22 protein-coding genes are annotated in these 25,016 nt (G+C 72.9%); 11 read left to right on the top strand and 11 right to left on the bottom strand.

The features are described from left to right. Nucleotides 1-24: 24 nt before the first annotated feature. A complete protein-coding gene (locus tag B7W94_RS11380) occupies nucleotides 25-198 on the top strand; it encodes a DUF3117 domain-containing protein (RefSeq protein WP_071328210.1) in 174 nt (57 codons plus the stop codon). An 82-nt stretch (nucleotides 199-280) separates the two neighbouring features. On the opposite strand, the gene B7W94_RS11375 is transcribed toward B7W94_RS11380, so the two are convergent. Beyond that, nucleotides 281-919, bottom strand: a complete 639-nt coding sequence (locus B7W94_RS11375) for an O-methyltransferase (protein WP_025102959.1) — start codon at nucleotides 917-919, stop codon at nucleotides 281-283. A 90-nt stretch (nucleotides 920-1,009) separates the two neighbouring features. On the opposite strand from B7W94_RS11375, the gene B7W94_RS11370 reads away from it, so the two are divergent. Then, entirely contained in the window at nucleotides 1,010-1,384 is a 375-nt protein-coding gene (locus B7W94_RS11370; protein WP_025102960.1) for a twin-arginine translocase TatA/TatE family subunit, read from the top strand. A 9-nt stretch (nucleotides 1,385-1,393) separates the two neighbouring features. Here the strand turns inward: B7W94_RS11370 and B7W94_RS11365 are convergent, their stop codons facing one another. The 4 genes from B7W94_RS11365 to B7W94_RS11350 are packed head-to-tail and all read right to left on the bottom strand — an operon-like array spanning nucleotide 1,394 to nucleotide 4,818. After that, the gene (locus B7W94_RS11365) at nucleotides 1,394-1,888 is read right to left on the bottom strand and encodes a YcxB family protein (RefSeq protein ID WP_025102961.1); all 495 of its coding nucleotides are present in this window, start codon (nucleotides 1,886-1,888) and stop codon (nucleotides 1,394-1,396) included. A 22-nt stretch (nucleotides 1,889-1,910) separates the two neighbouring features. Further along, a complete protein-coding gene (locus tag B7W94_RS11360; protein ID WP_062766417.1) occupies nucleotides 1,911-3,032 on the bottom strand; it encodes an Mrp/NBP35 family ATP-binding protein in 1,122 nt (373 codons plus the stop codon). Further along, nucleotides 3,029-3,550: a DUF1003 domain-containing protein gene (locus B7W94_RS11355; RefSeq protein ID WP_025102963.1), complete on the bottom strand. Its 522-nt coding sequence runs from the start codon at nucleotides 3,548-3,550 to the stop codon at nucleotides 3,029-3,031. Before B7W94_RS11355 ends, B7W94_RS11360 begins: the two co-directional genes overlap by 4 nt. Further along, nucleotides 3,550-4,818, bottom strand: a complete 1,269-nt coding sequence (locus tag B7W94_RS11350; RefSeq protein ID WP_025102964.1) for a magnesium transporter MgtE N-terminal domain-containing protein — start codon at nucleotides 4,816-4,818, stop codon at nucleotides 3,550-3,552. Before B7W94_RS11350 ends, B7W94_RS11355 begins: the two co-directional genes overlap by 1 nt. Before the next feature lie 87 nt (nucleotides 4,819-4,905). On the opposite strand from B7W94_RS11350, the gene B7W94_RS11345 reads away from it, so the two are divergent. After that, a complete protein-coding gene (locus B7W94_RS11345) occupies nucleotides 4,906-5,616 on the top strand; it encodes a general stress protein (RefSeq protein ID WP_025102965.1) in 711 nt (236 codons plus the stop codon). Continuing rightward, nucleotides 5,613-6,290, top strand: a complete 678-nt coding sequence (locus B7W94_RS11340) for an alpha/beta hydrolase family protein (protein ID WP_240183552.1) — start codon at nucleotides 5,613-5,615, stop codon at nucleotides 6,288-6,290. Before B7W94_RS11345 ends, B7W94_RS11340 begins: the two co-directional genes overlap by 4 nt. 33 nt (nucleotides 6,291-6,323) lie before the next feature. Here the strand turns inward: B7W94_RS11340 and B7W94_RS11335 are convergent, their stop codons facing one another. Next, nucleotides 6,324-7,745 carry an aminopeptidase P family protein gene (locus B7W94_RS11335; protein ID WP_025102967.1) on the bottom strand — a complete coding sequence of 474 codons (1,422 nt, stop codon included), beginning with the start codon at nucleotides 7,743-7,745 and terminating at the stop codon, nucleotides 6,324-6,326. 35 nt (nucleotides 7,746-7,780) lie between these two features. Continuing rightward, complete coding sequence (locus B7W94_RS11330) at nucleotides 7,781-8,803, bottom strand: endonuclease/exonuclease/phosphatase family protein (protein WP_025102968.1); 1,023 nt, start codon at nucleotides 8,801-8,803, stop codon at nucleotides 7,781-7,783. A 114-nt stretch (nucleotides 8,804-8,917) separates the two neighbouring features. Between B7W94_RS11330 and B7W94_RS11325 the strand changes: the two genes are divergently transcribed. Beyond that, entirely contained in the window at nucleotides 8,918-9,781 is an 864-nt protein-coding gene (locus tag B7W94_RS11325; protein ID WP_085606569.1) for a PHP domain-containing protein, read from the top strand. A 62-nt stretch (nucleotides 9,782-9,843) separates the two neighbouring features. Continuing rightward, the gene (locus B7W94_RS11320; protein ID WP_025102970.1) at nucleotides 9,844-10,752 is read left to right on the top strand and encodes a DUF817 domain-containing protein; all 909 of its coding nucleotides are present in this window, start codon (nucleotides 9,844-9,846) and stop codon (nucleotides 10,750-10,752) included. Nucleotides 10,753-10,758: 6 nt separating this feature from the next. Here the strand turns inward: B7W94_RS11320 and B7W94_RS11315 are convergent, their stop codons facing one another. Continuing rightward, on the bottom strand, nucleotides 10,759-12,279 hold the full coding sequence (locus tag B7W94_RS11315; RefSeq protein ID WP_085606567.1) for a DEAD/DEAH box helicase: 1,521 nt from the start codon (nucleotides 12,277-12,279) through the stop codon (nucleotides 10,759-10,761). 193 nt (nucleotides 12,280-12,472) lie between these two features. Here B7W94_RS11315 and B7W94_RS11310 point away from each other — a divergent pair, with 193 nt between their 5' ends. Further along, nucleotides 12,473-13,186 carry a ferritin-like fold-containing protein gene (locus tag B7W94_RS11310; RefSeq protein ID WP_060923156.1) on the top strand — a complete coding sequence of 238 codons (714 nt, stop codon included), beginning with the start codon at nucleotides 12,473-12,475 and terminating at the stop codon, nucleotides 13,184-13,186. A gap of 1 nt (nucleotide 13,187) precedes the next feature. Here the strand turns inward: B7W94_RS11310 and B7W94_RS11305 are convergent, their stop codons facing one another. Next, entirely contained in the window at nucleotides 13,188-13,475 is a 288-nt protein-coding gene (locus B7W94_RS11305) for a hypothetical protein (RefSeq protein ID WP_085606565.1), read from the bottom strand. A 7-nt stretch (nucleotides 13,476-13,482) separates the two neighbouring features. Then, nucleotides 13,483-13,707, bottom strand: a complete 225-nt coding sequence (locus B7W94_RS11300) for a DUF3107 domain-containing protein (RefSeq protein WP_025102974.1) — start codon at nucleotides 13,705-13,707, stop codon at nucleotides 13,483-13,485. A 151-nt stretch (nucleotides 13,708-13,858) separates the two neighbouring features. Between B7W94_RS11300 and B7W94_RS11295 the strand changes: the two genes are divergently transcribed. Together B7W94_RS11295 and B7W94_RS11290 are read left to right on the top strand one after the other, a co-directional pair. Continuing rightward, a complete protein-coding gene (locus tag B7W94_RS11295) occupies nucleotides 13,859-17,068 on the top strand; it encodes an ATP-dependent helicase (protein WP_085606564.1) in 3,210 nt (1,069 codons plus the stop codon). Then, nucleotides 17,065-20,547: an ATP-dependent DNA helicase gene (locus tag B7W94_RS11290; RefSeq protein ID WP_085606882.1), complete on the top strand. Its 3,483-nt coding sequence runs from the start codon at nucleotides 17,065-17,067 to the stop codon at nucleotides 20,545-20,547. Before B7W94_RS11295 ends, B7W94_RS11290 begins: the two co-directional genes overlap by 4 nt. Here the strand turns inward: B7W94_RS11290 and B7W94_RS11285 are convergent. Next, nucleotides 20,493-21,839, bottom strand: a complete 1,347-nt coding sequence (locus B7W94_RS11285) for a hypothetical protein (protein ID WP_253247432.1) — start codon at nucleotides 21,837-21,839, stop codon at nucleotides 20,493-20,495. The two genes, B7W94_RS11290 and B7W94_RS11285, sit on opposite strands and share 55 nt — an antisense overlap. A 64-nt stretch (nucleotides 21,840-21,903) precedes the next feature. On the opposite strand from B7W94_RS11285, the gene nudC reads away from it, so the two are divergent. Then, nucleotides 21,904-22,785 (top strand): NAD(+) diphosphatase, encoded by an 882-nt coding sequence (gene nudC / locus B7W94_RS11280; RefSeq protein ID WP_085606560.1) that lies wholly within the window; start codon nucleotides 21,904-21,906, stop codon nucleotides 22,783-22,785. Further along, complete coding sequence (locus tag B7W94_RS11275) at nucleotides 22,782-24,503, top strand: ATP-dependent helicase (RefSeq protein ID WP_062633693.1); 1,722 nt, start codon at nucleotides 22,782-22,784, stop codon at nucleotides 24,501-24,503. Before nudC ends, B7W94_RS11275 begins: the two co-directional genes overlap by 4 nt. Nucleotides 24,504-25,016 lie beyond the last annotated feature (513 nt).

Below are 25,016 nucleotides of genomic sequence, written 5' to 3'. Positions count from 1 at the left end.
ACCACCGGAGGAAAGGGAGCCACGATGGCAGCGATGAAGCCGAGGACCGGAGACGGACCCATGGAGGCCGTGAAAGAGGGACGACTCATCATCGTGCGTGTTCCGCTCGAAGGAGGAGGCCGCCTGGTCGTCTCCGTGAACGACGCCGAGGCCAAGGAGCTTCACGACGTGCTCGGTGCCGTCGTGGCCCCGGCCTGATCGTACCTGGTCCGCTGCAGCGCGACGCGAAGAGGGCGAGGGATCCGCGGATCCCTCGCCCTCTTCGCGTCGGCGGACCCGGTCAGGCCCGGTCGTCGAGGCGGATCAGCTGCAGCAGGCCCTCGCCCGCGGGCGAGACCGTGGCCAGCACCGCCGAGGATTCCTGCGTCTCCTGGACGAGCGATCGGTAGGCGGAGGTGACGTCGTCGCGCTGGACAGGGTCGGCCACCCGGCCCCCGGCGAGGATGCGCGGCACGAGCACCAGGCCGCCGGTGCGGGCGAGGCGGAGACCGTGCGAGACGTACTCGATGACGTTCTCGGGGTCGGCGTCGACGAGGACGATGTCGTACGACGCCTCGTTCATGCGGGGGAGCACGTCGATCGCGCGGCCGGCGATGAACCGCGCGCGGGTGGCGGGCACCTTCGCGTCCGCGAACGCCTGACGGGCGGCGGCGAGGTGCTCGGGCTCGTTGTCGATCGAGGTCAGCACCGCGTTCGGGGCCCCGCGCAGCAGCCAGAGTCCGGAGACGCCGGCGCCGGTGCCGATCTCGACGATGGAGCGCGCCGTTCCGGCGGCGGCGAGCACGGCGATCTGCGAGCCGACGACCGCGCTGATCGGGGCCGCTCCCAGCTCCACGGCGTGGGCGCGAGCGCGGGCGATGGTCTCCGGCTCGACGATGGACTCGCGAAGGAAGCGCGCGTTGGCGTCGTGCTCGCTCATGACCTGCCTCTCCCTGCGTGCATGGCTGATGTGTCCAGGGTATTCGCTCACCGCGCGCAGAGCCCGCAGGCGCGGCGGTAGCCTGGTCACATGACGTTCGGCCTCACCTTCGAGAAGCTGCTGCTCATCGGCCTGATCGCGGTGCTGATCATCGGCCCCGAGCGTCTGCCGCGTGCCGCGGAGGCCTTCGCGAGCATCGTGCGCAGGGCCGGCGAGTACATCCGCGACACGAAGTCCCGTGTGCGCGAGGAGATGGGACCGGAACTCGACGATGTGGACTGGCGCAAGCTCGACCCGCGGCAGTACGACCCCCGGCGCATCATCCGCGACGCGCTCCTCGAGGAGCCGGAGCCTGCGACCCCCGCGCAGGCGACGGCGACGATCGCCGAGCCGGTGGCCCCGCGCACCGCGCCGCCGACCTTCAGCGCGGAGGACCGCCCGCCGTTCGACAGCGAGGCGACCTGAGCCGTCCGGTCAGGAGATCCGCGTCCGCAGGGTCGCCAGCTCCTCGTCGCTGAAGAGCGAGCGCGGGATGGCGGTGGCGACGGAGGCGTCGCGCACCTTGAAGATCACGGCGTCCCGTCCGACGCGGAGACTCTGGAACGTGGCGTAGGGGATCTCGGAACGACGACGATCGCTTCCCAGCTGCAGCCGATCCTCTTCGAGTGCGACCCACACGACGCTCTCCACCGGCATCGCGGCCCGCACGGCGCGCCGGGCGCTCGAGGTGGTCAGGAGCACCGCGTAGGCGCCCAGTCCCACCGTGACCACGGGCATCCAGGCGACGATCGCGCTGACCTCGGCTCCCGTGGAGAGGAGGTCGTTGAGGGTGAAGACGGAGAGGACGAGTCCCGCCGCCAGCGCGACCCACATCACGATCGCGACGGGACGGGTGAGCGCGTAGACGGCCGCGTCGCGCGCCATCCTCCGCAGCAGTCCCTCATCCACGGTCACGGAGCGGTGCGGCATCCGTCCATCCTCCCACGCGTGCTCATCCGATCGACATGGGCAGCGAGCGGCCGGACAGGCCCCGGCCCCGTCGGGCGAGGGCGGCGGCCATCGTGCGGATCGCCTGCGCGGCGGCGTCGTCCGGCGCCGAGGTGACGACCGGGACGCCCTCGTCGCCGCCCTGGCGGAGCGCCGGGCTGAGCGGGATGGAGGCGAGCAGGGGGACCGGCGCGTCGGGCGCGGACAGGGCCTCCGCGACCGCCGCTCCGCCGCCCGCACCGAACAGGTCGATGACGGTGCCGTCGGGGAGGGTGTACGCGGACATGTTCTCGATCACGCCGATCACCCGCTGACCGGTCTGACGGGCGACGAGTCCGCTGCGGATGGCCACGTCGGAGGCCGCCGCCTGCGGCGTGGTGACCACGAGCACCTCGGCGTGGGGGAGGAGCTGCCCGATCGAGATGGCGATGTCCCCGGTGCCGGGCGGCATGTCGATGAGCAGGACGTCGAGATCGCCGAAGAAGACGTCGGTGAGGAACTGCGAGACCGTGCGGTGCAGCATCGGTCCGCGCCAGGCCACGACGGACTCCCCGTCGCGCAGGAACATCCCGATCGAGATGGTCTTCACCCCGTGGGCCACCGGCGGCAGCATGAGGTCGTCGATGCGCGTCGGCTGCGTGCCGGCCGGGATGCCGAGCAGACCGGGGATCGAGAAGCCGTGCACGTCCGCATCCACCAGGCCGACGGCGAGGCCCTGATCGGCGAGGGCGACGGCGAGGTTCGCGGTGACCGTCGACTTCCCGACGCCGCCCTTGCCGCTGGAGACGAGGATCACGCGGGTGAGGGAATCGGGCCCGAACGGCATGTGCCGGGCGGGGCGACCCGCGCGGAGCCGTTCGGTGAGGGCCTTGCGCTCGGCCGGGGTCATCACGCCCACCTCGACCTCGACGCCCGTGACCCCGGGGACCGTGGCGGCGGCACCGCGCACGTCGCGCTCGATGCGGTCGGCGGCGGGGCACCCCACGATCGTCAGCACGATGCCCACATGCGCCACGCCGTCTTCGACCGTGATGTCGCGCACCATGTCGAGGTCGCCGATCGGCCGCCGCAGCTCGGGGTCGGTCACCGCCGCCACCGCGGCTCTGACGCTCTCGGCCGCGGTCATGAGGCGGTGCCGCCTGCGGGCTTCTCCTCGGCGTCGCCCAGCTCGGCCAGCAGGGCACGGAGCTCCTGCCGCAGCACGTCGCGGGTGACCACCTGCGCGTTGCGCTCCTCCAGCGACATCCGCAGCGCGACGATCTCGCGGGCGAGGTACTCGGTGTCGGCGAGGTTGCGCTCGGCGCGCTGCCGGTCCTGCTCGATCTGCACGCGGTCGCGGTCGTCCTGGCGGTTCTGCGCGAGGAGGATCAGCGGTGCGGCGTACGAGGCCTGCAGCGACAGCATGAGGGTGAGCGCGGTGAAGCCCAGCGCGGCGTCGTCGAAGCGCACCTCGCGGGGCATGAGCGTGTTCCAGCCGATCCAGAGGATGCAGAAGAGGCTGAGGATGACGAGGAACGCCGGCGTGCCCATGGCACGGGCGACCCATTCCGTGAAGCGTCCGAAGCGGTCGCGCGAGGTCGACCGGGGGCGGGTGCTCGTCCGTCCTGGCGCGTCGAGGCGGGCGGCCCGCTCCTTGCGTGCCATCAGCGCGCCTCCGTCACGGGCGGGGCGACGTCGTCGCTGTCGTGCGTGCGCCAGTCGTCCGGCAACAGGTAGTCGAGGACGTCGTCGATGCTGATCGCGCCGACGAGGCGGTGGGCCGCGTCGATCACGGGCAGGGAGACGAGGTCGTAGCTGGCGAGCATGCGGGCGACCTCGGCGGCGGAGGCGGTGACGGGCACCGGCTCGAGGCTGTCGTCGAGGATGGCGCCGAGCCGCTCGTGCGGCGGATAGCGCAGCATCCGCTGGAAGTGCACGAGGCCGAGCAGCCGCCCGGTCGGCGTCTCGAACGGTGGGAGCGTCACGAACACCGCTGCCGCCAGGGCCGGGTGCAGCTCGTGGCGGCGGATGAGCGCCAGGGCCTCGGCGACCGTGGCGTCGGCGGACAGGATGATCGGCTCCGGGGTCATCAGACCGCCGGCCGTGTCGGGACCGTAGCGCAGCAGCATCCGCACGTCTTCCGCCTTCTCCGGCTCCATCCGCTGGAGCAGCTCCTCCAGCTGGGTGGGCGGAAGCTGGGCGAGGAGGTCGGCGGCGTCGTCCGGCTCCATCTGATCGAGGATGTCGGCCGCGCGCTCCTCGCCGAGGCGGTCGAGGATGTGCACCTGCTCGTCCTCCGGCATCTCCTCGAGGGCGTCGGCGAGGCGATCGTCGGAGAGCTCCTCCGCGACCTCGATCATCCGCTGCTGCGGGAGGTCGAGGAGCGTGTTGGCGAGATCCGCGGCGTGCAGCTCGGAGTACGAGGCGACGAGCTGCTCGGCGGACTGCGACTCGCCCGGTGCGTGCTCCTCGGTGACCTCGCTCCAGGCCGCGAACGTCGTCGGGCCCTTGGCGAACGGCGACGCGCCGGTCTTCGGGCGGCGCAGGAAGAGCTGACTGATCGCCCACTCGCCGAGACGGTTCGGCTCGATCGCCACGTCCTCGATCACCGCGGTGCCGCTGCCGTCGGTCAGACTCACCCGCCGGCCCAGCATTTCGGCGAGGACGCGCACCTCGCCGGCGCGGGGAGAGAAGCGCCGCACGTTGATGAGGCCGGTGGTGATGACCTGCCCGGACCGGATCGACGTGACCCGGCCGATCGAGAGGAACACATGGCGCCGGCCGGGGATCTCCACGACCAGTCCGATCACGCGCGGGGCCGCGGTACTTCGATACACGACGACGACGTCCCGGACCTTGCCGAGCCGGTCGCCGACGGGATCGAAGACGGCGCACCCTGCCAGGCGCGCGGCGAAAACCCGTTGTGTGCTCACCCGACCAGCGTAGCCCGCGGCGTGCCGGGGCGGCTGTCGGGGCGGTCGCTCGGCCGGCCGCGAGGCACGACGTGGAAGAATAGCCGGATGAGCATGCTGAATCGCCCCGCGAGCGGCACGGACACCGGTGAGATCGTCGCCTCCATGCGCGACTACGAGAGCGCGCAGAAGGCGGTGTCGAAGCTGATCGCCGGAGAGGTCCCTGCGCGCGACATCGCGATCGTCGGGCAGAGCGTGCGGACGGTCGAGCGGGTGACCGGACGGCTCGGCTACGCCGCGGCCGCGCGCTCGGGCGCGATCAACGGGGTGCTCATCGGCCTCTTCCTGTCGGCGATCCTCGTCCTGGGCAACCCCGAGGTGCCGATCCAGCTGTTCGTCGGCTTCGTCCTCATCGGCGTCGCGGTGGGCATGCTGCTGAGCCTCATCACCTACGCCATCGTGCGTCGCCGCCGTGACTTCGCGAGTGTGACGCAGTTCGCCGCGGATCACTACGAGGTGACCGTGCAGCCCGGGTCGCTGGCGAAGGCGCGGCAGGTCCTCGGCGCGCAGCGGGTCGCCCCCGTGCGTCCTCCGGTGAACCTGGACGAGCCGCCGAAGTACGGCGAGCGGATCCCGCAGGGCGCTCCTGCTCCGGCTCCTGAACCCGCTCCTGAGCCCGGCCCGGCCCCTGAGCCTGCTCCGGCCCCTGAACCGGCTCCTGAGCCCGGCCCGGCTCCTGAGCCCGCTCCCGCTCCTGAGCCCGGTCTTCCGCCGCGGCCCGCCGACCCGGAGACCGGCACCCCCGGATCCGTGCGGTGACCCCGGTGCCCTCCGCCGTCCGGATCGAGGTCGCCCTGCCCGCCGGCGCGACCCCGGTATCCGCCGACTGGACGCCGGGCACCCGCGATGACGTCGTGCTGATCGCCCACGGGGCCGGGGCGGGGAAGGATCACCCCTTCCTCGTCGGCTTCGACCTGGCCCTCGCCGCACTCGGCTACTCGACGCTGCGTTTCTCCTTCCCGTACGCCGAGCAGGGGCGCCGCATGCCCGGTCCCGCCGCCCACGCGGTCGCGACGTGGGAGGCCGCGGTCGCCGAAGCCCGTGCACGGGCGCCGCATGCGGCCGTGTGGGCGACCGGGAAGTCCTACGGCGGGCGCATGGCGTCCCTGGCCGTCGCAGAGGGGCTCGTCGTGGACGGCCTCGTCTACCTCGGCTACCCGCTCCACCCGCCGGGGCGTCCGGACAAGCCGCGGATCGCCCATCTCCCCTCGATCACCGTCCCGCAGCTCTTCGTGGAGGGCACCGCGGACCCGTTCATCCAGCCGATCGCCCAGCTCGAGGAGGCCGTCGCGTCCTGTCACGACGCGCGGGTGCACTGGGTCGAGGGTGGCGGCCACTCCTTCGAGGTGAAGGGCCGGCGGCGGCCGCCGGCGGACGTCGCCGCGGACCTGGCGCCCGTGGTCGACGCCTTCGTCAGCACGCTGCGGGGGTGAGGAGCGCGGCCGCGGCCCCACTCCCTCCCGTCGTCAGCCCTGCAGTCGCGCCATCCAGGCTTCGACCTCGTCGGCCGTGCGCGGGATGTCCGCGGAGAGGTTGACCGGGCCGTCCTCGGTCATCAGGATGTCGTCCTCGATCCGGACGCCGATGCCGCGCAGCTCGGCGGGTACCGTGAGGTCGTCGATCTGGAAGTACAGCCCCGGCTCGATCGTGAAGACCATGCCCGGCGTGAGGATGCCGTCGTAGTACATCTCGCGGCGCGCCTGCGCGCAGTCGTGCACGTCGATGCCGAGGTGGTGCGACGTGCCGTGCACCATGTAGCGCCGGTGCTGGCCGCCCTTGTCCGCGTCCAGGGCCTCCTCGGCGGTGACCGGGAGCAGGCCCCACTCCGCGGTGCGCTCGGCGATCACGGCCATCGCCGCGGCGTGCACGTCACGGAAGCGGACACCGACCTTCGCCGCCGCGAAAGCCGCGTCGGCGGCCTCGCGCACGGTCTCGTAGACGCGGCGCTGCACGTCCGTGAACGTCCCGGACACCGGCAGCGTGCGGGTGATGTCAGCGGTGTAGAGGCTGTCCGCCTCCACGCCCGCGTCGACGAGGATGAGGTCTCCCGGCACGACCGTGCCGTCGTTGCGCGTCCAGTGCAGGTAGCACGCGTGCGGCCCGGACGCGGCGATCGTGTCGTAGCCCTCGCCGTTGCCGTCCTCGCGGGCGCGGCGGTGGAAGACGCCCTCGACGACGCGCTCGCCCCGGGCGTGCGCGACCGCGGCCGGGAGCTCACGGATGATGTCGTCGAAGCCCTGCGCCGTGATCGCCACGGCCCGGCGCATCTCGGCGATCTCGAAGTCGTCCTTGATGAGGCGCAGCTCGGAGACGAAACGCGTGAGGGCCTCGTCCTCGTCGAGGACGAGCTCGCCGTCGACCGGGGTGAACTCGTGCAGGTGCGCCGTGGCCACCTGCAGGTCGGCGGCGACGCCGGCCAGCGACGGGCGCGGGCCGATCCAGAACTCGCCGACGGTAGCGTCGGCGTAGAACTCGGTCGTGGTGCGGTCGGCGCGCTCGCGGAAGTACAGGGTGATGTCGTGTCCGTCGGACGTCGGCTCGAAGACGAGCACCGAGTCCGGCTCCGCGTCGGAGGCCCAGCCGGTGAGGTGCGCGAAGGCGGAGTGCGCGCGGAAGACGTAGTCGGTGTCGTTGCTGCGCTGCTTGAGCGAGCCGGCGGGGATCACGAGGCGCTTGCCGGGGAACGCGGCCGAGACGGCGGCGCGGCGGCGCTCGGCGTACGGAGCCTGGGCGCGCGGCGCGGGCAGCGTCTCCGGACGCTCGGCCCAGCCGGTGGAGATGGTGTCGAGGAAGCCCTGCGGGAAGGGCTGCTTGCGGTTGGTCGAGCTGTTCTCGACGGGGGCTTCGACGGTCTCGTCAGCGATCGTGTCGTTTTCTCCGGTGCTCATCCGTCCAGTCTCTCACCTGGAGGCCCCCGGCGTGATCAGCCGGCCGGCTCGAGCTGCACGATGAGGGCGCGATGATCGCTGCCCCCGGCGTCGTCGAGCACGGCGGAGCCCGTGGGGCGCCAGTTGGCCGACGCCATCACGTGGTCGATGGGGGCGCCGGCGAGAGCGGGGAACGAGCTCGGCCAGGTGCCGGACATCCCGTTGCCGGTCCGGGAGGCGACGTCGCGGCAGTACCCGATGTCGCCGCCGTCGATGCCGAGGGAGGCCATATGATCCACGGTCGCATTGAAGTCGCCGGCGAGGATGAAGTCACCTGCGGGGCACTGGTCGGCGATCCACTGCAGGTCGCTCTGCCACTGCTGCATCTCCTCCATGCGCGGCGCGACGGCATGCACGGCGACGATCGTGGGGCCATCGCCGTCGATGGGCATGAGCACGGCGCTGGGCACGGATCCGGTGTTGTTGCTCCCGTCCTTCGACGACTCGATGACGGAGTACTCGCCGAGCTCCGGAGCCACGAGCACGGTGGTCTGCCACGACTGCGGGCCGTCCTCCACGTCCGGGCGGAACTGCACGTGGTGCACCCACATGGGATGCCCCTGCTCGCGCAGCATGAGCGCGATCCGCTCGCCGACCTCCTCGGTGGTCTCGGGCAGCGCCACCACGTCGGCTTCCTGCTCCAGGATCTCCCGGGCGATCTGCTCGGCGGAGACGGCCTCACCCGCCGTGTTCCAGGTGAGCACTCGCAGGCTCGTGTCGGTCCGCTCGGGGAGGGCAGCCACGCCGAACCCCCGCGTCGCCCCGATCACGCCGGTCGCGGCGGCACCGAGCAGCGCGACGATCAGGATGGACGCCGCGAAGCCCCGCAACGGCCGGGCGAGCAGGAGCAGCAGCGCCAGCACCGCGATGACCAGGAAGCCGCCGAGCACGAGGCCGCGGGCGGCGACGAGCTGAGCGAACGGGTAGGTCTGCTCGAGGCGGAAGAACTGCGGCCACACGACGACCGCCGTCGCGATCGCGAACAGGACGGTCAGCAGGATCCCCAGGAGTCGAAACATCCCGTCCAGCCTAGAAGCGCCGCCTGTGAAGTCCCTGCCTCAGGACCGGCTCGTCGCCGCGATCGGTGTCCGGGATTCCGCGCCACGCGCGTCGGCACTCGGTACGCTCGGAGGATGCCCGTTCCGCCCGCCGGTCCCGCCGACCTGCACCTGCATTCCAACCACTCCGACGGCACCGAGGCGCCCGCCGAGGTCATGAGACAGGCGCATCGGCACGGGGTGCGGACCGCGGCGCTCACGGATCACGACCGCACCACCGGCTGGGCGGAGGCCGGCGACGCCGCCGCCGCCCTGGGCATGACCTTCCTCCCGGGCATGGAGCTCTCCGCCAAGCACGAATGGCGCAGCGTGCACGTGCTCGGCTACCTCTTCGATCCGGAGGATGCGGCGCTGCGGGCCGAGACCGACCGGATCCGGAACGACCGGATCGGGCGCGCGGAGCGCATCGTCCGCAACATCGGCCGCGACTACGACCTGCACTGGGACGACGTCCTCGCCCAGACGACGCTCGACGCGACGGTCGGCCGTCCCCACATCGCCGATGCCCTGGTGGCCCGCGGCATCGTGCGCGATCGGGGGGAGGCCTTCGACGGCATCCTGCACCCGCGGGAGGGCTACTACGAGCCCCACTACGCGCCGGACCCGCTGACCGCCGTGAGACTGCTCACCGAGGCGGGAGGCGTGGCGATCATCGCGCATCCCGTGACGGCGGGCCGCGATCGGATGATGCCGATGCCGTACATCGAGCGGCTGCTCGACGCCGGGCTGGCCGGGTTCGAGGTGGACCATCGAGAGAACACGGCCGCCGGCAAGCGGCTCCTTCGCGAGCTGGCGGAACGGCACGACCTCATCGTCACCGGGTCCAGCGACTACCACGGCACGGGCAAGCCCAACGTGCCGGGGGAGAACACCACCACGGAGGACATGGTGGCCCGCATCATCGACCGGGCCACGGGTACCCCACCGCGGCGTCCCTGAGCCCGGCGGACTGTCGGCGGTCTCCCGGCGTTCTGTCGACCCCGACCGCTACGGTCCGAGGCATGCAACGTGCCACCTCCCTGGAGCGCCGCGTCGATGCGGCCGCCCGCCGTCTCCTCCGCGCGGTGCCGACGACGGGCTTCCGCGCCGGACTCGCCGAGTTCGTCGTGTTCGTGCTCAAGCAGGCGTGGGCGTGCGTGTTCGGCGCGGCGCTCCTGGTGGTGATCATCGCGGCCCGCCTCTGGTATCCCGACGACGCGGCGCTCGCCCGCAACGACGCCCTGACGATCGCGGCCGTCCTGATCCAGGTGGCGATGCTCGTGTTCCGGCTGGAGAGCGGACGGGAGCTCTGGGTGATCGTGCTCTTCCACATCACGGGGACCGCGATGGAGCTGTTCAAGACCGACGTCGGCTCCTGGGCGTACGCCGCGGACGGCATCCTGCGCATCGGCGGCGTCCCGCTGTTCAGCGGCTTCATGTATGCGGCGGTCGGCTCGTACATGGTGCGGGTGTACCGGCTGTTCGACCTCGGGTTCACCCGCTATCCGCGGCGGTGGATGACGGCCGTGCTGGCGGCGGCGATCTACATCAACTTCTTCACCCACCACTGGTGGTGGGACGCGCGGTGGGTGCTCCTCGCCGCCGTGGTCGTGCTCTGGCTGCCCACGATCCTGCACGCGCGCGTGTGGCGCCGCACCATCCGCCTTCCGCTCCTGGTCGTGTTCGCCGGCGTCGCGGTGTTCATCTACCTCGCCGAGAACATCGGCACGTGGGCGGGCGCCTGGGCCTACCCGGACCAGGCGGAGGGATGGCAGCCGGTGTCGCTGAGCAAGCTCAGTTCCTGGTTCCTGCTGATGATCATCTCGGTCGTGCTCGTCGCCTGGGTCTACCCGCCGCAGGTCCCGGCTGCGCTCCTGCAGAACGAGGGGCGCCGCACGGAAGACCGTGCGGCGCCCCTCGGACGACGATGATGCGGATCAGGCGCCCGTGACGGGTGCCGCTCCGCTGCCGGAGCCGCCGCGACGACGGCGGCGGCGACGCGCGGGAGCGGGCTTGCCGTCGTGGTGCTCCTTGCCGGCGCCGTCGTGCGTGCCGGCGCCCTCGGCGCCCCGGTCGGCGGTCTGCGCGGTCGAGCCCTCGGCGGACCCGCCCTCGGTCGCCCCTTCGGCGAAGGTCGAGCCGACGGGCGTGGAACCCGTCCGGCGGCGGCGACGGCGGCGCGTGCCGCCCTCCCCGGTCCCTTCGGCGGCGGCGTCGGCAGCGCGCTCCGGGCGACGGGAGCGCTCGGTCTTGACCGCCTCCTTCTTCGGCGCGCTCACGAGCCGGCCCTTCGTCCCCTCGGGGATGTCGAGGTCGGTGTAGAGGTGCGGGCTCGAGGAGTAGGTCTCGATGGGCTCGGGCTGGCCGAACTCGAGGGCGCGGTTGATGAGGGCCCACTTGTGCAGGTCCTCCCAGTCGACGAACGTGACGGCGATGCCGGTCTTCCCCGCGCGGCCGGTGCGTCCCGCGCGGTGCAGGTAGGTCTTCTCCTCGTCGGGGATCGTGTGGTTGATGACGTGCGTGACGTCATCCACGTCGATACCGCGCGCGGCCACATCCGTCGCCACGAGCACGTCCTTCTTGCCGGCCTTGAACGCGGCCATGGAGCGCTCGCGCTGGTCCTGGCCCATGTCGCCGTGCACGCCGCCCACGTTGAAGCCGCGGTCGGTGAGCTCGTCGACGAGGCGCTGGGCCGCGCGCTTGGTCCGCGTGAAGATCACGGTCTTGCCGCGCCCCTCGGCCTGCAGGATGCGCGCGATGACCTCGTCCTTGTCGAGCGAGTGCGCGCGGTAGACGAGGTGCTTGATGTTCGCCTGCGTCAGACCCTCGTCCGGATCGTTCGCGCGGATGTGGATGGGGTTGGTCATGAACCGCCGCGCGAGCGCGACGATCGGGCCGGGCATGGTCGCGGAGAACAGCTGGGTGTGCCGCACCGCCGGCACCTTCTGGAAGATCTTCTCGATGTCGGCGAGGAAGCCGAGGTCGAGCATCTTGTCGGCCTCGTCGAGCACGACCTCGGTCGCGTTCGAGAGATCGAGCAGGCGCTGGCCGGCGAGGTCGATGAGACGACCCGGCGTGCCGACGACGATCTGCGCGCCGGCCTTGAGCTGGTCGATCTGCCCCTCGTAGGCCTTGCCGCCGTAGATGGCGACGACGCTCGTGGAGCGGTTGCTCGTGAGGAGGTCGATGTCCTCGTAGACCTGCACCGCCAGCTCGCGGGTGGGGACGACGATGAGGGCCTTGACGCCCGGCTCCGGGTCCGTCCCGAGTCGCTGCACGACCGGGATGCCGAAGCCGAAGGTCTTGCCGGTACCGGTCTTGGCCTGCCCGATGATGTCCTGGCCGGGGAGGCCGAGGGGGATGGTCTGCTCCTGGATCGGGAAGGCATCGACGATGCCCTTCGCTGCCAGTGCGTCGACGATGTCCTGGTCGATGCCGAGTTCGGCGAAACTTGTCACTGTGTTCAGATGCCTGTCCGGCGACCTCGCGATCGCCTCGTAAACGGAGCCACGCCGTCTCGTGTGCCACAGGCGCGGGGCCCCGCTCCGACGGCGGGGACACGCCCAGCCTACCGGAGGGGTGGCTCCGGACAGGGAGGACGCCGTCGCCCGAGTATTGTGAACGACGTGGCCGACTCGGGAGGAACACCTCGTGGTTAAGTGGTTCTGGCAGCGCGATGCCGCGCCGCGACGCACCCTGGCGCTGCGCAGCCGCGGCGAGCAGAGCGATGCGACGCGTGTCGACTTCGCGGAGCTGGCGCCCGAGCTCGACCGGTTCCTCGGCCAGGCGGCCTACCTCCAGCTCGGGTACTTCGAGACGCTGACGCGGCTCATCCGCGCGACTCCCGAGCTGGCCGAGAAGGAGTCGCTGTCCCGGGCCGCCGGTGCCGCGCTCACCAAGCACCGTGGCATCGTCGACATCATCGCGGCGCGCGGCCAGGACCCGACGCAGCTCATGCTCCCGTTCCGCGAGCACCTGGATGCGTTCCGGCGCAAGACCATCGGGGCGCGCCCGCGCGAGACCCTGCTCGCGGTCTACATCACGGCGGGCATGCTCGACGACTTCTACCTCGCGCTCGCCTCGAGCTACGGCGAGACGGGGCGGCGGGTCGCCGAGATCCTGCGCGAGGATGATGCGCGCCACGAGATCGTCGCGATCATCCAGGAGACGATCGAGAGCGACGAGGAGTGGCGCTCGCTGCTGTCCATGTGGGCACGGCGCCTCGTGGGGGACACGATCCTCGTCTGCCGTGCGGCCCTGCGGCCGGAGCTCCTCGCCGTGGAGGAGGCCCGGATCGAGCCGGTGTACACCGAGCTCATGGGAGCGCACGCCCGCCGCATGGATGCGATGGGACTCGCGTCGTAGCTCAGATCCCGAGCGCGGCCTTCGTCTGCGCGTCACCGCGTCGACGTGCCGCGGTGAGTGCCCCGGTCGCCAGGGCCGCGACCACCACCGCGCCGAGGATGCTCGCGAGCCACAGCCAGACGCTGTCCTCGCCCACGCCGGCCCATTGCAGGCTCGTGTAGACGATCGCCGAGACGGCCGTCGCGATCGCCGGGGCGAGGGCGACGCCGCGCAGCTCGCGACCGCCGATTAGGAAGTGCGCGGCGATCCCCAGCACGCAGGCACCGACGAGGGCGAGGAGGATGTACATGCGCGGGTCAGGCGACGAAGCCCACGCGACGCGACTCCTCGGTGCCCAGCTCGATGTAGGCGAGGTTCGCGGTCGGCACGATGTAGGAGTTGCCCTTCACATCGGCGAAGCTCAGGTGCGAGGCGCTCTGCTCGAGTGCCGCGGAGACCTGGGTGCGGACCTCGTCCGCCGTGGCAGCGGTGTCGAAGCTCAGCTCGCGGCCGGTGTTGATGATGCCGATGCGGATTTCCACGGGTGCTCCTTGCAGGTCGTCGGACTCGCCCAACTCTATCGCGCAGCCGGCGGCGGAGACCGGTGACGCGGGCCGTTTCGCCCTGAGCGCACAACCCGTGAGGAGACCCGCCCTCGACGCCGATGTCCGCGCCTCCCGATAGCGTGGAGGGATGATGTCGGATGCCGCGCAGCGAGCTGTGATCACGGCGCGGCCGACCGCGTCCGGCGTCGTGATCGGCGCCCCCGGCACGGGTAAGACGCGTACGCTCGTCGACCGGGTCGTGCAGCTCCTCGAGGTCGAGGGGCTGCGTCCGGAGGAGGTGCTGGCGCTCACCCCGAGCCGGCAGGCGGCCACCGCGCTGCGCGACCGGATCGGCGTGCGCATCGGCCAGGCGACGCCAGGGCCACTGGCACGCTCGCTCGGGTCGTTCGCGTTCCAGCTGGTCCGCGGGGCGATGGTCCGCGAAGGCGCCGAGCCGCCGGCGCTGCTCACCGGCGCCGACCAGGATCGCATCATCGCCGAACTGCTGGCCGGAGATGCCGAGGACGCCCGCATCTCCTGGCCTCCGGCGCTCAGCGAGCCGGTCCGCGCCTCGAAGGGCTTCCGCTCCGAGCTGCGCGCCTTCCTCGCGGAATGCACGGAGCTGGGGGCGAGCCCGGCGGAGCTGCGCGCCACGGGCGACGCGGTGTGGACAGCGGCCGCCGACTTCGTGGAGGAGTACCGCGCGGTGCTCGACGCCCTGCGGGCCGCGCACCGTGACACCGCCGACCTCCTCAGCGAGGCGGCGGGGATCCTCCGCACCGCCGACGGCGCCACCCTCGGGCCGCTCGCACCCCTGCGGGTGGTGCTCATCGACGACGCCCAGGAGCTCACGCGCGGCGGGATCGGCGTGGTGCGCGCGCTCCGGGAGCGGGGCGTCGCGGTGCAGGCGTTCGGCGATCCCGACATCTCCTCCGGTGCCTTCCGCGGTGCCAGTCCCGAGCTGTTCGCGCAGCTCACCGGCGCGCTCGGCACCGTGCACGTGCTCGACGGCGCGCACCGGCAGCGCCCCCTGCTGACCGCGCTGACGCGCACGGTGACGCAGGCGATCGGGGCGTCAGGACGGGTCGAGCACCGGCGGGCGCCGGCGCCCGCGGCGGAGGACGACGAAGCCGAGGTGTCGACCTTCCTCGCCCCGTCGCCCTACGAGGAGTTCGACCGCATCGCCGGGGTCATGCGCGACTGGCATCTCCGCGCCGGGATCCCGTGGGAGCGGATGGCGGTCATCGCCCATGACACCCGTCAGGTCACAGCCCTCGAGACCGAGCTCGCCGCGCGCGAGATCCCGACGAGGGCCGCCGGTGTGCAGCGCCCGCTCGGCAGCGAGGGGATCGTGCGCGACATCGTCGGCATCGTCCGGCTCGCGCTGACCCCGGACGACGAGCGCACGGTGCAGGCCTGGGAGGAGGCGCTGCGCACACCGTTCGGCGGCATGGATGCGATCGCGCTGCGGCGGCTGCGCGCGCGGCTCCGCCACCTCGAGCTCGGGCAGGGCGGGTCGACCCCGGCGCGCGAGCTGCTGCGCGCGGCGATGTCGGCGCCGGCCACCCTCACGCTCATCGATGCGCCGGAGTCGCGGACCGCCGAGCGCTTCGCCGAGACGGTCGCCGGCGTCGCCCGTGCGGCGGCGGAGGGCGAGACGATCCACGACCTCCTGTGGCGCATCTGGGAGCAGGCCAGGGCCGTCGACGGGCGGCGGCTGCACGTCGCATGGCGGGAGATCTCGCTGCTGCCCACCGGCGCCGAGACGGCGCGGTCGCTCGACGCCCTCGTGGCCCTCTTCGACGCGGCCAAGCGCTTCGTCGAGCGCACCCCGAACGAGCGTCCCGAGGTCTTCGTGCGCGACATCCTCGACAGCGAGGTGCCCGAGGACACGCTGTCGTCGCCCGAGCGGCCGGGCACGGTGACGCTGCTCACGCCGGCCACAGCGCTCGGCACGGAGTTCGACGCCGTGGTCGTCGCCGGGGTGCAGGACGGCGTGTGGCCCAACGTGCGGCTGCGGGGCGGGCTGCTCCAGACCTGGCGGCTCGCCGACGCGCTGATCGCGGCGCGCTCTGGCCTGCCGGCGGAGGTGCCCGGCGTGCTCGACCGGCGTCGCGCCGCTCTGCACGACGAGCTGCGCCTGTTCGTGCGGGCGCTCTCTCGGGCGCGCCATCGACTGCTCATCACCGCCGTGGACGACGACGACCTGTCGCCCAGCGCGTTCTTCGGATTCCTGCCGCCGCCGGAGCCGCCGGAGCGCCATGCCTCGGCGGAACACCCCCTCACGCTGCGCGGGCTCGTCGCGCGGCACCGTCGCGTGCTCACCACGGCCCCCGCCGAGCAGGCGCGGCGCGAGGCCGCCGCCCAGCTCGCCGTCCTGGCCAGGGAGGGGGTGCCCGGTGCGCATCCGCACGACTGGTACGGAGTGACGGCGCCGTCGACCGCGGCACCGCTCCGCGATCTCGCCGCGAACGGCGCACGGGTGTCGCCCTCGGCCGTGGAGTCGTATGAGGAGTGCGGGCTCAACTGGGTCGTCTCGGCCCTCGGGGGCGATACGGTCATGCCGCCGACGGCCGGTATCGGCACGATCGTCCACGAGGCGATGGAGCGCGTACCGGACGGCGATCTCGCGCGCATGCGGGAGATCGTCGAGGAGCACTGGCCGGAACTCGACTTCGAGACGGCGTGGATCGGACGCAAGGAGCGCCGCCGCGCCGACCTGTTCGTCGACCGGCTGCACAGCTACCTCGGCGAGGTGAGGAGAGACGGCGGGCGCGTCCTCGGCAGCGAGGTGGAGTTCCGGTTCGCCGTCGACGTGTCCGGTGCGACCGCCGAGCCCACGGTGCACCCGGTGGGAGAGGACCGCGGGCACCGTGCCATCGTGCACGGCTACATCGACCGGGTCGAGGCGTACCCGCCCGGTGCCGGCGAACACGGCCCGGCGCGCGGCCGCGGCTGGCAGACGATGGCCGGCGGGCCGGAGGTGACCACGGTGGTCGTCGACCTCAAGACCGGGAAGACCGATCCGGAGTCGGACGGCGGCGTCGTCCAGCACGCCCAGCTCGCGGCGTATCAGATCGCGGTGCAGGAGGGCCTCGTGCCCGGTGCCGCGCCGGGCTCGCTCGGGGGCGCGCGGCTCGTCATCGTCTCGAAGACGCTGGCCAAGAGCGACTACCGCGTCGCGCATCAGCATGCTTTGGACGCCGAGGCCCGATCGCAGTTCCTGCGCCGGGTCGCGGAGGTCGCCCGCGGAATGTCGGCGGCGCGCTTCACGGCTCAGGTCGAGGCGCACTGCGCCGACACCCAGCGCCGGGTGCATCCGTGCCGCATCCACACCGTCCCGGCGGTGAGCGCATGACCGCAGGACCCGCGGACGCCGTGCTCTCGGCGACCGATATCGCCGCCGCGCTCGGACTCCCGACCCCGACGCCCGCCCAGCAGCAGGTGATCGAGGCCCCGCTCGAGCCCGCCCTCGTCGTCGCCGGAGCCGGCAGCGGCAAGACGGAGACCATGTCGGCCCGGGTCGTCTGGCTCGTCGCGAACGGGCTCGTCCGCCGGGACGAGGTCCTCGGACTCACGTTCACGCGCAAGGCGGCGGGGGAGCTGGCGGAGCGCATCGGCGCCCGCCTCGCCGTCGTCGACGAGTACGGGCGGCGGGGTCTGCTCCCGCACCTCCCGGAGATCGTCGCCGGAGGAGCGCTGCGCCGGGTGGCGGACGCCGCGCCGGGGCGCCAGCGGGAGCTCGTCCGCGCGCAGGTCCTCGACGACCTCGCCCGGCAGCACGGCACGGGCGGAGAGCCGGCGGTCCGCACCGCCGACGACCTCCTCATCCGCCCGCGCGTGTCCACCTACAACGCCTTCGCGGACGGCATCGTCCGCGAGCACGCCGCCCGCATCGGCCGGGATCCGGATGTGGCGATGCTGAGCCAAGCGGCCTCCTGGATGCTGGCGCGGGAGGTCGTGCTCCGCAGCGACCTGCCGGAACTGGAGGAGGTCGACTACGCCCTGGGGACGGTCATCGACGCCGTGCAGCGGCTCGCCGGCGAGGCCCTCGACCACCGCGTCGACCTCGCGGAGGCGGAGCGCCTCGCCGCGGCGCAGGCCGCGGCGTTCGAGCCCTACCGCTCCCACGCCGACGTCGAGAAGGCGGCGGTCAACCTGCGTACCCTCCCGACCCTGACCCGCCTCGTGCGGGACTACATCGCCGAGAAGGATCGCCGCGGCGTGCTCGACTTCGCCGACCAGGTCTCCGGCGCGTACGACATCGTCGAGTCCGCGCCGGACGTCCGCGCCGAGCTGCGCGAGCAGCACCGCGTGGTGCTGCTCGACGAGTATCAGGACACCTCCGTGATCCAGACGCGCTTCCTCGCGGAGCTGTTCCGCGACACGGCCGTCATGGCCGTCGGCGATCCGCACCAGTCGATCTACGGCTGGCGCGGGGCCAGCGCCGACAACCTGTATGCGTTCCCCCGGTCGTTCTCGAGTGCAGGCGGCGTGCGCACCTACAGCCTCATGACGAGCTGGCGCAACGACCGGAGGATCCTCGACGTCGCCAACCGGGTGCTCGAGCCTCTGCAGCGCCGCGGACTCGATGTGCCGCCGCTGGAGCCGCGGCCGGGCGCGGGGGAGGGCACGGTCGCCGTGCGCTATCCCTTCACCGTCGACGACGAGGCCGCCGAGGTCGCGGCCTGGTTCGCCGAACGCCGCGCCGCCCACGAGGCGACCTCGGCCTCCCCGCACACCGGCGCCATCCTGTTCCGGTCCAAGCGCCACATGCAGACCTTCGCCGGCGCGCTCGCCGCGCGGGGCATCCCGCACCGCATCCTCGGCCTGGGCGGCCTGCTCGCCACGCCCGAGGTCGTCGATGTGGTCTCGACGCTGCGGGTGGTGCACGATCCGACGGCGGGCTCGGCGCTGATCCGGCTCCTCACCGGCCCGCGCTTCGGCGTCGGGGTGGCGGACATGGCGGCGCTCTACGAGCTGGGGCGCGCACTCGCGGAGCGCGACACCGCCCTCATGCCGCTGCCCGAGGAGGTCAGGGTGCGGCTCCGCTCCTCCCGCGGTGCCGACGAGGCCGTCTCCATCGTGGACGCGGTCGACATCGTGCGCGCGGTCCGGGACGACTACCGCCTGCTGGAGGGGATCACGCCGGAGGGACGCGCCCGGATCCGCGCGGCAGGGGAGATGCTGGAGCGTCTGCGTCGCGCGTCGTCCCAGCCCATCCCGGAGCTCATCCGGCTCATCGAGCTGGAGCTGCGGCTGGACATCGAGCTCGCCGCCAACGAGACCCGAGGTCCCGCGCGCGTCGCAGCGACCCAGCTGCGGGCGTTCGCCGACGAGGTGCGCGCGTTCCTCGCCGCCGACGAGCGCGGCACGATCGGCAGTCTGCTGGCCTGGCTCGACAAGGCCGAGAGCACCGACGAGCTGATGCCGCGCCCGGAGCCGCCGGAGCCCGGCGTCGTGCAGCTCCTCACGATCCACGGGTCGAAGGGCTTGGAGTGGGACGCGGTCGCCGTCGTGCGCCTCGTGGTCGACGAGCTGCCGGGACGCGTGTCCGACACCTCCGGCTGGTTCGGCTTCGGCGTCGTTCCCTTCGCGCTGCGCGGAGACCGCGATGCGCTCCCGCGCTTCGTCTGGGATCCGGAGGAGGCGATGGCGGGGGAGACCGACCCCGGCATGCGGCAGAAGCGCGCCCAGGCGTCGCTGTCGGGCGGTGTGACGAAGGCGAATCCGCACGGTGGCGCGCTCAAGCGCTTCAAGGACGCCTACCGGGAGTATCAGCGCCAGGAGGAGCGTCGCCTCGCCTACGTGGCGATCACCCGCGCCAAGAGCGATCTTCTGCTCAGCGGAGCCCACTGGGCGGGCCAGAAGGCGCCGCGCACACCGAGCCCGTACCTCCTCGAGGCCATCGACGTCCTCGGCCTCGACGAGGTCCCGCCGGTCGATCCCGACGAGAACCCGTACGACGGTCCCGGGGCCACGCTCCACTGGCCGCTCGATCCCCTCGGCGGGAGGCGTGCCGTGGTGACCGCCGCGGCCGCGCTCGTCGAGGAGGCCCTGCACGACGACGCCGCCGTTCCGACGGAGGAGCTGCGCCGGCTCCTCGATGAGCGGGCGGCCCGCCAGCGCGGAACGGACGCCGAGGCTCCCACCCGCGTTCCCGCCTCCCGGTTCAAGGACTACGTCACGGATTACACCGGCACCCTGTCCTCGCTCGTGCGTCCGATGCCGGAGCGTCCGTACCGCCAGACCCGTCTGGGGACCCTGTTCCACGCGTGGGTGGAGCAGCGCTCCGAGCTCGTCGGCGTCGGGACCCGGGTCGATGAGGCGCTCTGGGAGATCGACGAGGACGAGCCGGAGGGCGAAAGCGTGCCGGGCGCTCCGGGGTCAGGGGCAGCGGCGGATGCCGCCGACCTCGCGGCGCTGCAGGAGACCTTCGAGCGGAGCGAGTGGGGGCCGCTGCAGCCCCTCGCCGTGGAGATCGAGATCGACTTCGCGCTGGGCGCCGGCCTTCCGGGGACGGGTGCCGGCGCCGCGGACGCGCACATCGTGATCTGCAAGCTCGATGCGGTGTACCGACGCGCCGACCGCGGCGGACGGATCGAGATCGTGGACTGGAAGACCGGGCGCGCGCCGCGGACGCCGCAGGAGCGCGAGGAGCGCATGCTGCAGCTCGCCCTCTATCGGCTCGCGTACCACCGACGGTTCGGTGTCCCGCTGGAGGAGATCGACGTGGCGCTGTACTACGTGGCCGACGACCTCGTCATCCGCGGGGATCGCGTCTACTCGGAGGAGGAGCTCTTCCAGCGCTGGAGCGCTGCCCGCGCCGCGCGCTGAGCCTCCTCGGAGTCGTCGTCGGCTGCGGGGGAGGACGAGGGGGCGGAGTGCTCAGCTCGTCCGCTCCCGCGCGTCTCGGCGAACGCCTGGGCGACGCCGGAGATGTCTTCGGTCTCGATGCTCGCCACCGCGGCGCGGCGTTCCGCGTCCGGCTGCGACGGTGCATCCGCGGGCTTCTCCGCGTCCGTCGACGCCGCCGCCGGGGCGTCGCGGTCGGCGTCGTCCGCCTCCGCCGCCCAGAGTTCTTCGGGGTTGTAGGCGTCGGTCTGCATCGAGGTGTCCACCTCGGGGGCGGCCGCCACCGGCACGCGGTCGAGCGCGTCCATGGCGGAGTCCACGTCCGAACGTCGGTCGCCGGGCACGCCGAGGTCGTCATGGCGGAGGCCGTCGGCGAGAGCCTCGAGCAGCGCCGCAGCGTCCTCCACGATGTCCTCGCGCCGCAGCGCGTCGCCGTGGACGAGCCAGCGCGCGAACTCCAGCTCGGCGAGCAGACGCGCGCGGACCTCGAGCCCGGCATCGGGAGTGCGGTCCATGGCACGGGCGTAGGCGCCGTGCACGTCGGCCGCCGCGTCGGGAGCCGCGGACAGCCAGGAGAGATCGAGTGCCGGATCGCCGACCGCGAGACCGTGCCAGCCGATCACGCCGGTGACCTCGGGGCCGCGCTCGGGGTGGTCGTCGAAGAGGAAGGACGTCGCCTGCACGCCGCCGAGCACGACGGTCGACTCGAAGCGCCAGAGGTCGTCGTCGGCGACGGCGTCCCGCCATCGCACGGTGAGGCGGGCAGGGACGCGTCCGGTGGCGGCCGCGGTGTCGACGAGCCGCTCCAGCTCGGCGCGGCTCTCCTCGGCGCTGCGCATCACGAGCCCGGCGCCGCGGACGACCGACGTCGGCAGCCCGTGCACGGCGGCGATCGCGGCTCCCATGGATTCCGCCGCGCCGCGTCCGGCGGGCACCATCGACGCCTCGATCTGGAAGCCGGGGAGCAGCTCGGTCACGAGCGCACGCCCTTCGCCCACCCTGGTCTCGCCGATGTAGCCGGGGGCGCGGAACGGCAGCATGGCACGCGCACCGTCGGTGAGGGCGCGCAGCGCCAGGGCCTCCGCCGCCAGCTCCCGCGCCGCGTCATCGTCGTCAGCCACGCGGATCGCGAGTTCCCGGCCGTCGGCGAGCGAGGCGACGGCGGAGTCGAAGCGCCCGTCGCCGTCCGCGGTGAGCGCCCGGGTGCCCGTGACCTCCGCGCCGGGAAGTGCGGCCGTCACCGCCGCGGCTAGAGTGAATGGAGAGCGTCCCATGCCCCCAGGGTAGGTCGGCTCAGGGGCGGTCCCGCCTCCGCCACGCCCGTGAAAGGGGGAGTCGATGAGCATTCCGCGCCCGTTCTTCGACCGCGCCGCCGAACTCCGCGAGGAGGAGGGCGTGCTCGAGCGTCTGCGCGACGACGCGGGCTCGCGCGTCGTCGTCGTCCGGGAGGGACGTGTGCGCGTGGCGGCCTCCGCGCTGCTGCGCGTCTCGCCGGACGAGGTCGCGGACGGGACATGGGCGCTGCTCGGCCGGGATGCCGACGGCGCGGCGCTCCTGCTCGCCGCGCTGCCGCCGGAGACCGATGCCCTCGACACCGCGCCCGACGAGATCTGGCTCGGGCTCCGCGACCTCGGCGGGCGCCTGGACGCGGGGGAGTCCGAGGTCCTGGTCGCCGCCGTCGCCCTGGCCGGCTGGCTCCGCGACGCCCCGTTCTGCCCCACCTGCGGCGGAGGGACGGAGCTGCGCAACGCGGGCTGGTCTCGACGGTGCCTGGTGTGCGGGCGCGAGCACTTCCCGCGGACCGATCCCGCCGTGATCGTCGCCGTCGAGAGCGCGGACGGCGAGCGGCTGCTGCTCGGCGCCAACGCCAACTGGGGCGGACGCATGTACTCCTGCTTCGCGGGATTCACCGAGGCGGGCGAGTCCCTCGAAGCCACCGTGCACCGGGAGATCGAGGAGGAGTCCGGCGTGCGGCTGTCGGCCCTCCGCTACGTCTCCTCGCAGCCGTGGCCGTTCCCGCGGTCGCTCATGGTCGGCTTCCGGGCGGTCGTCGAGGACGACGCGGCGGCGCGCCCGGACGGCGAGGAGATCATCGACGTCCGGTGGTTCACGCGGACGGAGATCGGCTCCGCGCTCGCGGGGAACGGTCCGGTCGGACTCCCGGGGCCGGCCTCGATCGCGCGGGCCCTCATCGTCGACTGGTTCGAGGAGCGCCCGTGAGCGCACTCGATGCCCTCGACGAGCGGCAGCGAGCGGCGGCCTCGGTCCTGCGGGGCCCGGTGGCGGTGCTCGCGGGGGCCGGGACGGGCAAGACCAGGGTCATCACGCATCGCATCGCGCACGGGGTGGACACGGGTGCCTACTCGCCGTCGCGCGTGATGGCGGTCACGTTCACCGCGAAGGCCGCCGGCGAGCTCCGCGGACGCCTCCGTGCGCTCGGCGTCGAGGGCGTGGCCGCCCGCACCTTCCACGCGGCGGCCCTCGCACAGCTCAACTTCTTCTGGCCCACCCTGGCCGGTGCGCCCGCGCCGTCGATCATCGACAACAAGGTGCGCCTGCTGGGCCAGGCCGCCGATGCCATCCGCCTGCGTCCGAGTACGGCGACCCTGCGCGACATCGCCGCGGAGATCGAGTGGCGGAAGGTCTCGATGATCTCGATCGACCGGTACGCGGAGCTCGGTCGCCCGATCAGCGGGATCGACCCCACGCAGCTCGTGGAGCTGATGCGCGGCTATGAGGCGCTCAAGGACGAGCGTCATCAACTCGACTTCGAGGACGTGCTGCTCGCCTGCGCGGGGATGCTGGAGACCGAGCCCCGGGTCGCGGCCGCCGTCCACGAGCAGTACCGGCACTTCACCGTCGACGAGTTCCAGGACGTGTCGCCGCTCCAGAACCGGCTCCTGGAGCTCTGGCTGGGCGATCGGCACGACATCTGCGTGGTCGGCGACGCCAGCCAGACGATCTACTCGTTCGCCGGGGCGGAGCAGCGCTTCCTGCTCGAGTTCGAGCGGCGGCACCCCGACGCGACCGTCATCCGTCTCGAGACGAACTACCGGTCCCAGGCCCCCATCCTGACGGCGGCGAACGCCTTGATGCACGGCAGGCCCGGCGCGCTGGAGCTGGTCCCGGCCCGGGAGCAGTTCACGGCGGAGCCACCGACGGTCACCGCGTACGACACGGAGGCCGAGGAGGCCGCGGGCATCGCCGCCGGCGTCGCGGCACGGATCGCCGGGGGCGCGTCCCCGGCGGAGATCGCCGTGCTGTATCGCGCCCATGCGCAGTCCGCGGTGCTCCAGCAGGCGCTCGCCGCCGAGGGCATCGCCACCTCGGTGCTCGGCGGCACGCGGTTCTTCGCCATGCCGGAGGTGCGCCAGGCGATCCTCGCGCTCCGTGCGGCGGCGGTGGCGCCGACAGAGCACGGATTCCTGCCCGGGGTGCGACGGGTGCTGCGCGAGCTGGGACTCACCGAGGAGCCTCCGGCGGCCGGGGGAGCCCAGCGCGACGGGTGGGAGGCGCGGCGTGCCATCCTCCGTCTCGCGGAGGAGGCGGGGCCGGAGACGACTCTGCGGTCCTTCAGCGACGAGCTCATGGCCCGCGCGAAGGATCAGCACGAGCCGACGATGCGGACGGTGACGCTGTCGACGCTGCATGCCGCGAAGGGCCTGGAGTGGCCGCACGTGTACCTGGCCGGATGGGCGGAGGGGTCTCTGCCCATCTCCTACGCCACGACGTTCGAGGCCGTCGATGAGGAACGGCGTCTGGCCTACGTCGGGGTCACGCGGGCTGCGCGCACGCTGGAGCTGTCGTGGGCACGGACGGCGGGGCGCGGCGAGCGGGCGCCGTCGCGGTTCCTGGCGGAGATGGGCACGACGGCGCGCGGCACAGGCATTCTGCGCGAAACCGCACCGAACGCCACGCGATCCCGCCGTCCGCGCTGACCCTGGCGATGCGCGCCGGATCGGCCGCGCGCAGGAGATGCGCGGCGACGGCCCCGGCGGCGGCCACCCTGGCGAGCGTGAGGCGTCCGGGGTCGCGGCCGACGAGCTGACCGTGCAGGAGCGGCCAGGCCGGATCGCGAGCGGTGTCCTCGGCGTCCCGGCAGCTCAGACACGGCGTGACCCCGGGGATCACGAGCGGCCCCACGGTGATGCGCGCGGGCTCGACCGCGACGGGCAGGTGCGGGTGGTCGGCGCGCAGCATCGGGGCGAACTGCACGGCGGCCGCCGCGCCGGGGACGAGGACGACGGCGACCGCCGTCGACCCCCGCTCCTCGGCCGTCGCGAGCGGCACGCCCTCGTCCTCGAGCGTCTCGCACAGCCGCCCCTCCGCGCGCGTGTCGGTGAGGCCGAGCGCGGAGACGCGGGCGGCGCGCGGCGGAGAGGGCTCGTCCTGCAGCGCGGGTTCGACGACGGCCAGCAGCCGTCGTCGAACCCGCGCTGCAGGACGAGCCC

Source organism: Microbacterium sp. LEMMJ01, from assembly GCF_002114135.1.
Taxonomy (GTDB): Bacteria; Actinomycetota; Actinomycetes; order Actinomycetales; family Microbacteriaceae; genus Microbacterium.
The sequence above is the reverse complement of the archived record's forward strand: the minus strand, read 5'-3'. Positions and strand labels throughout refer to the sequence as shown.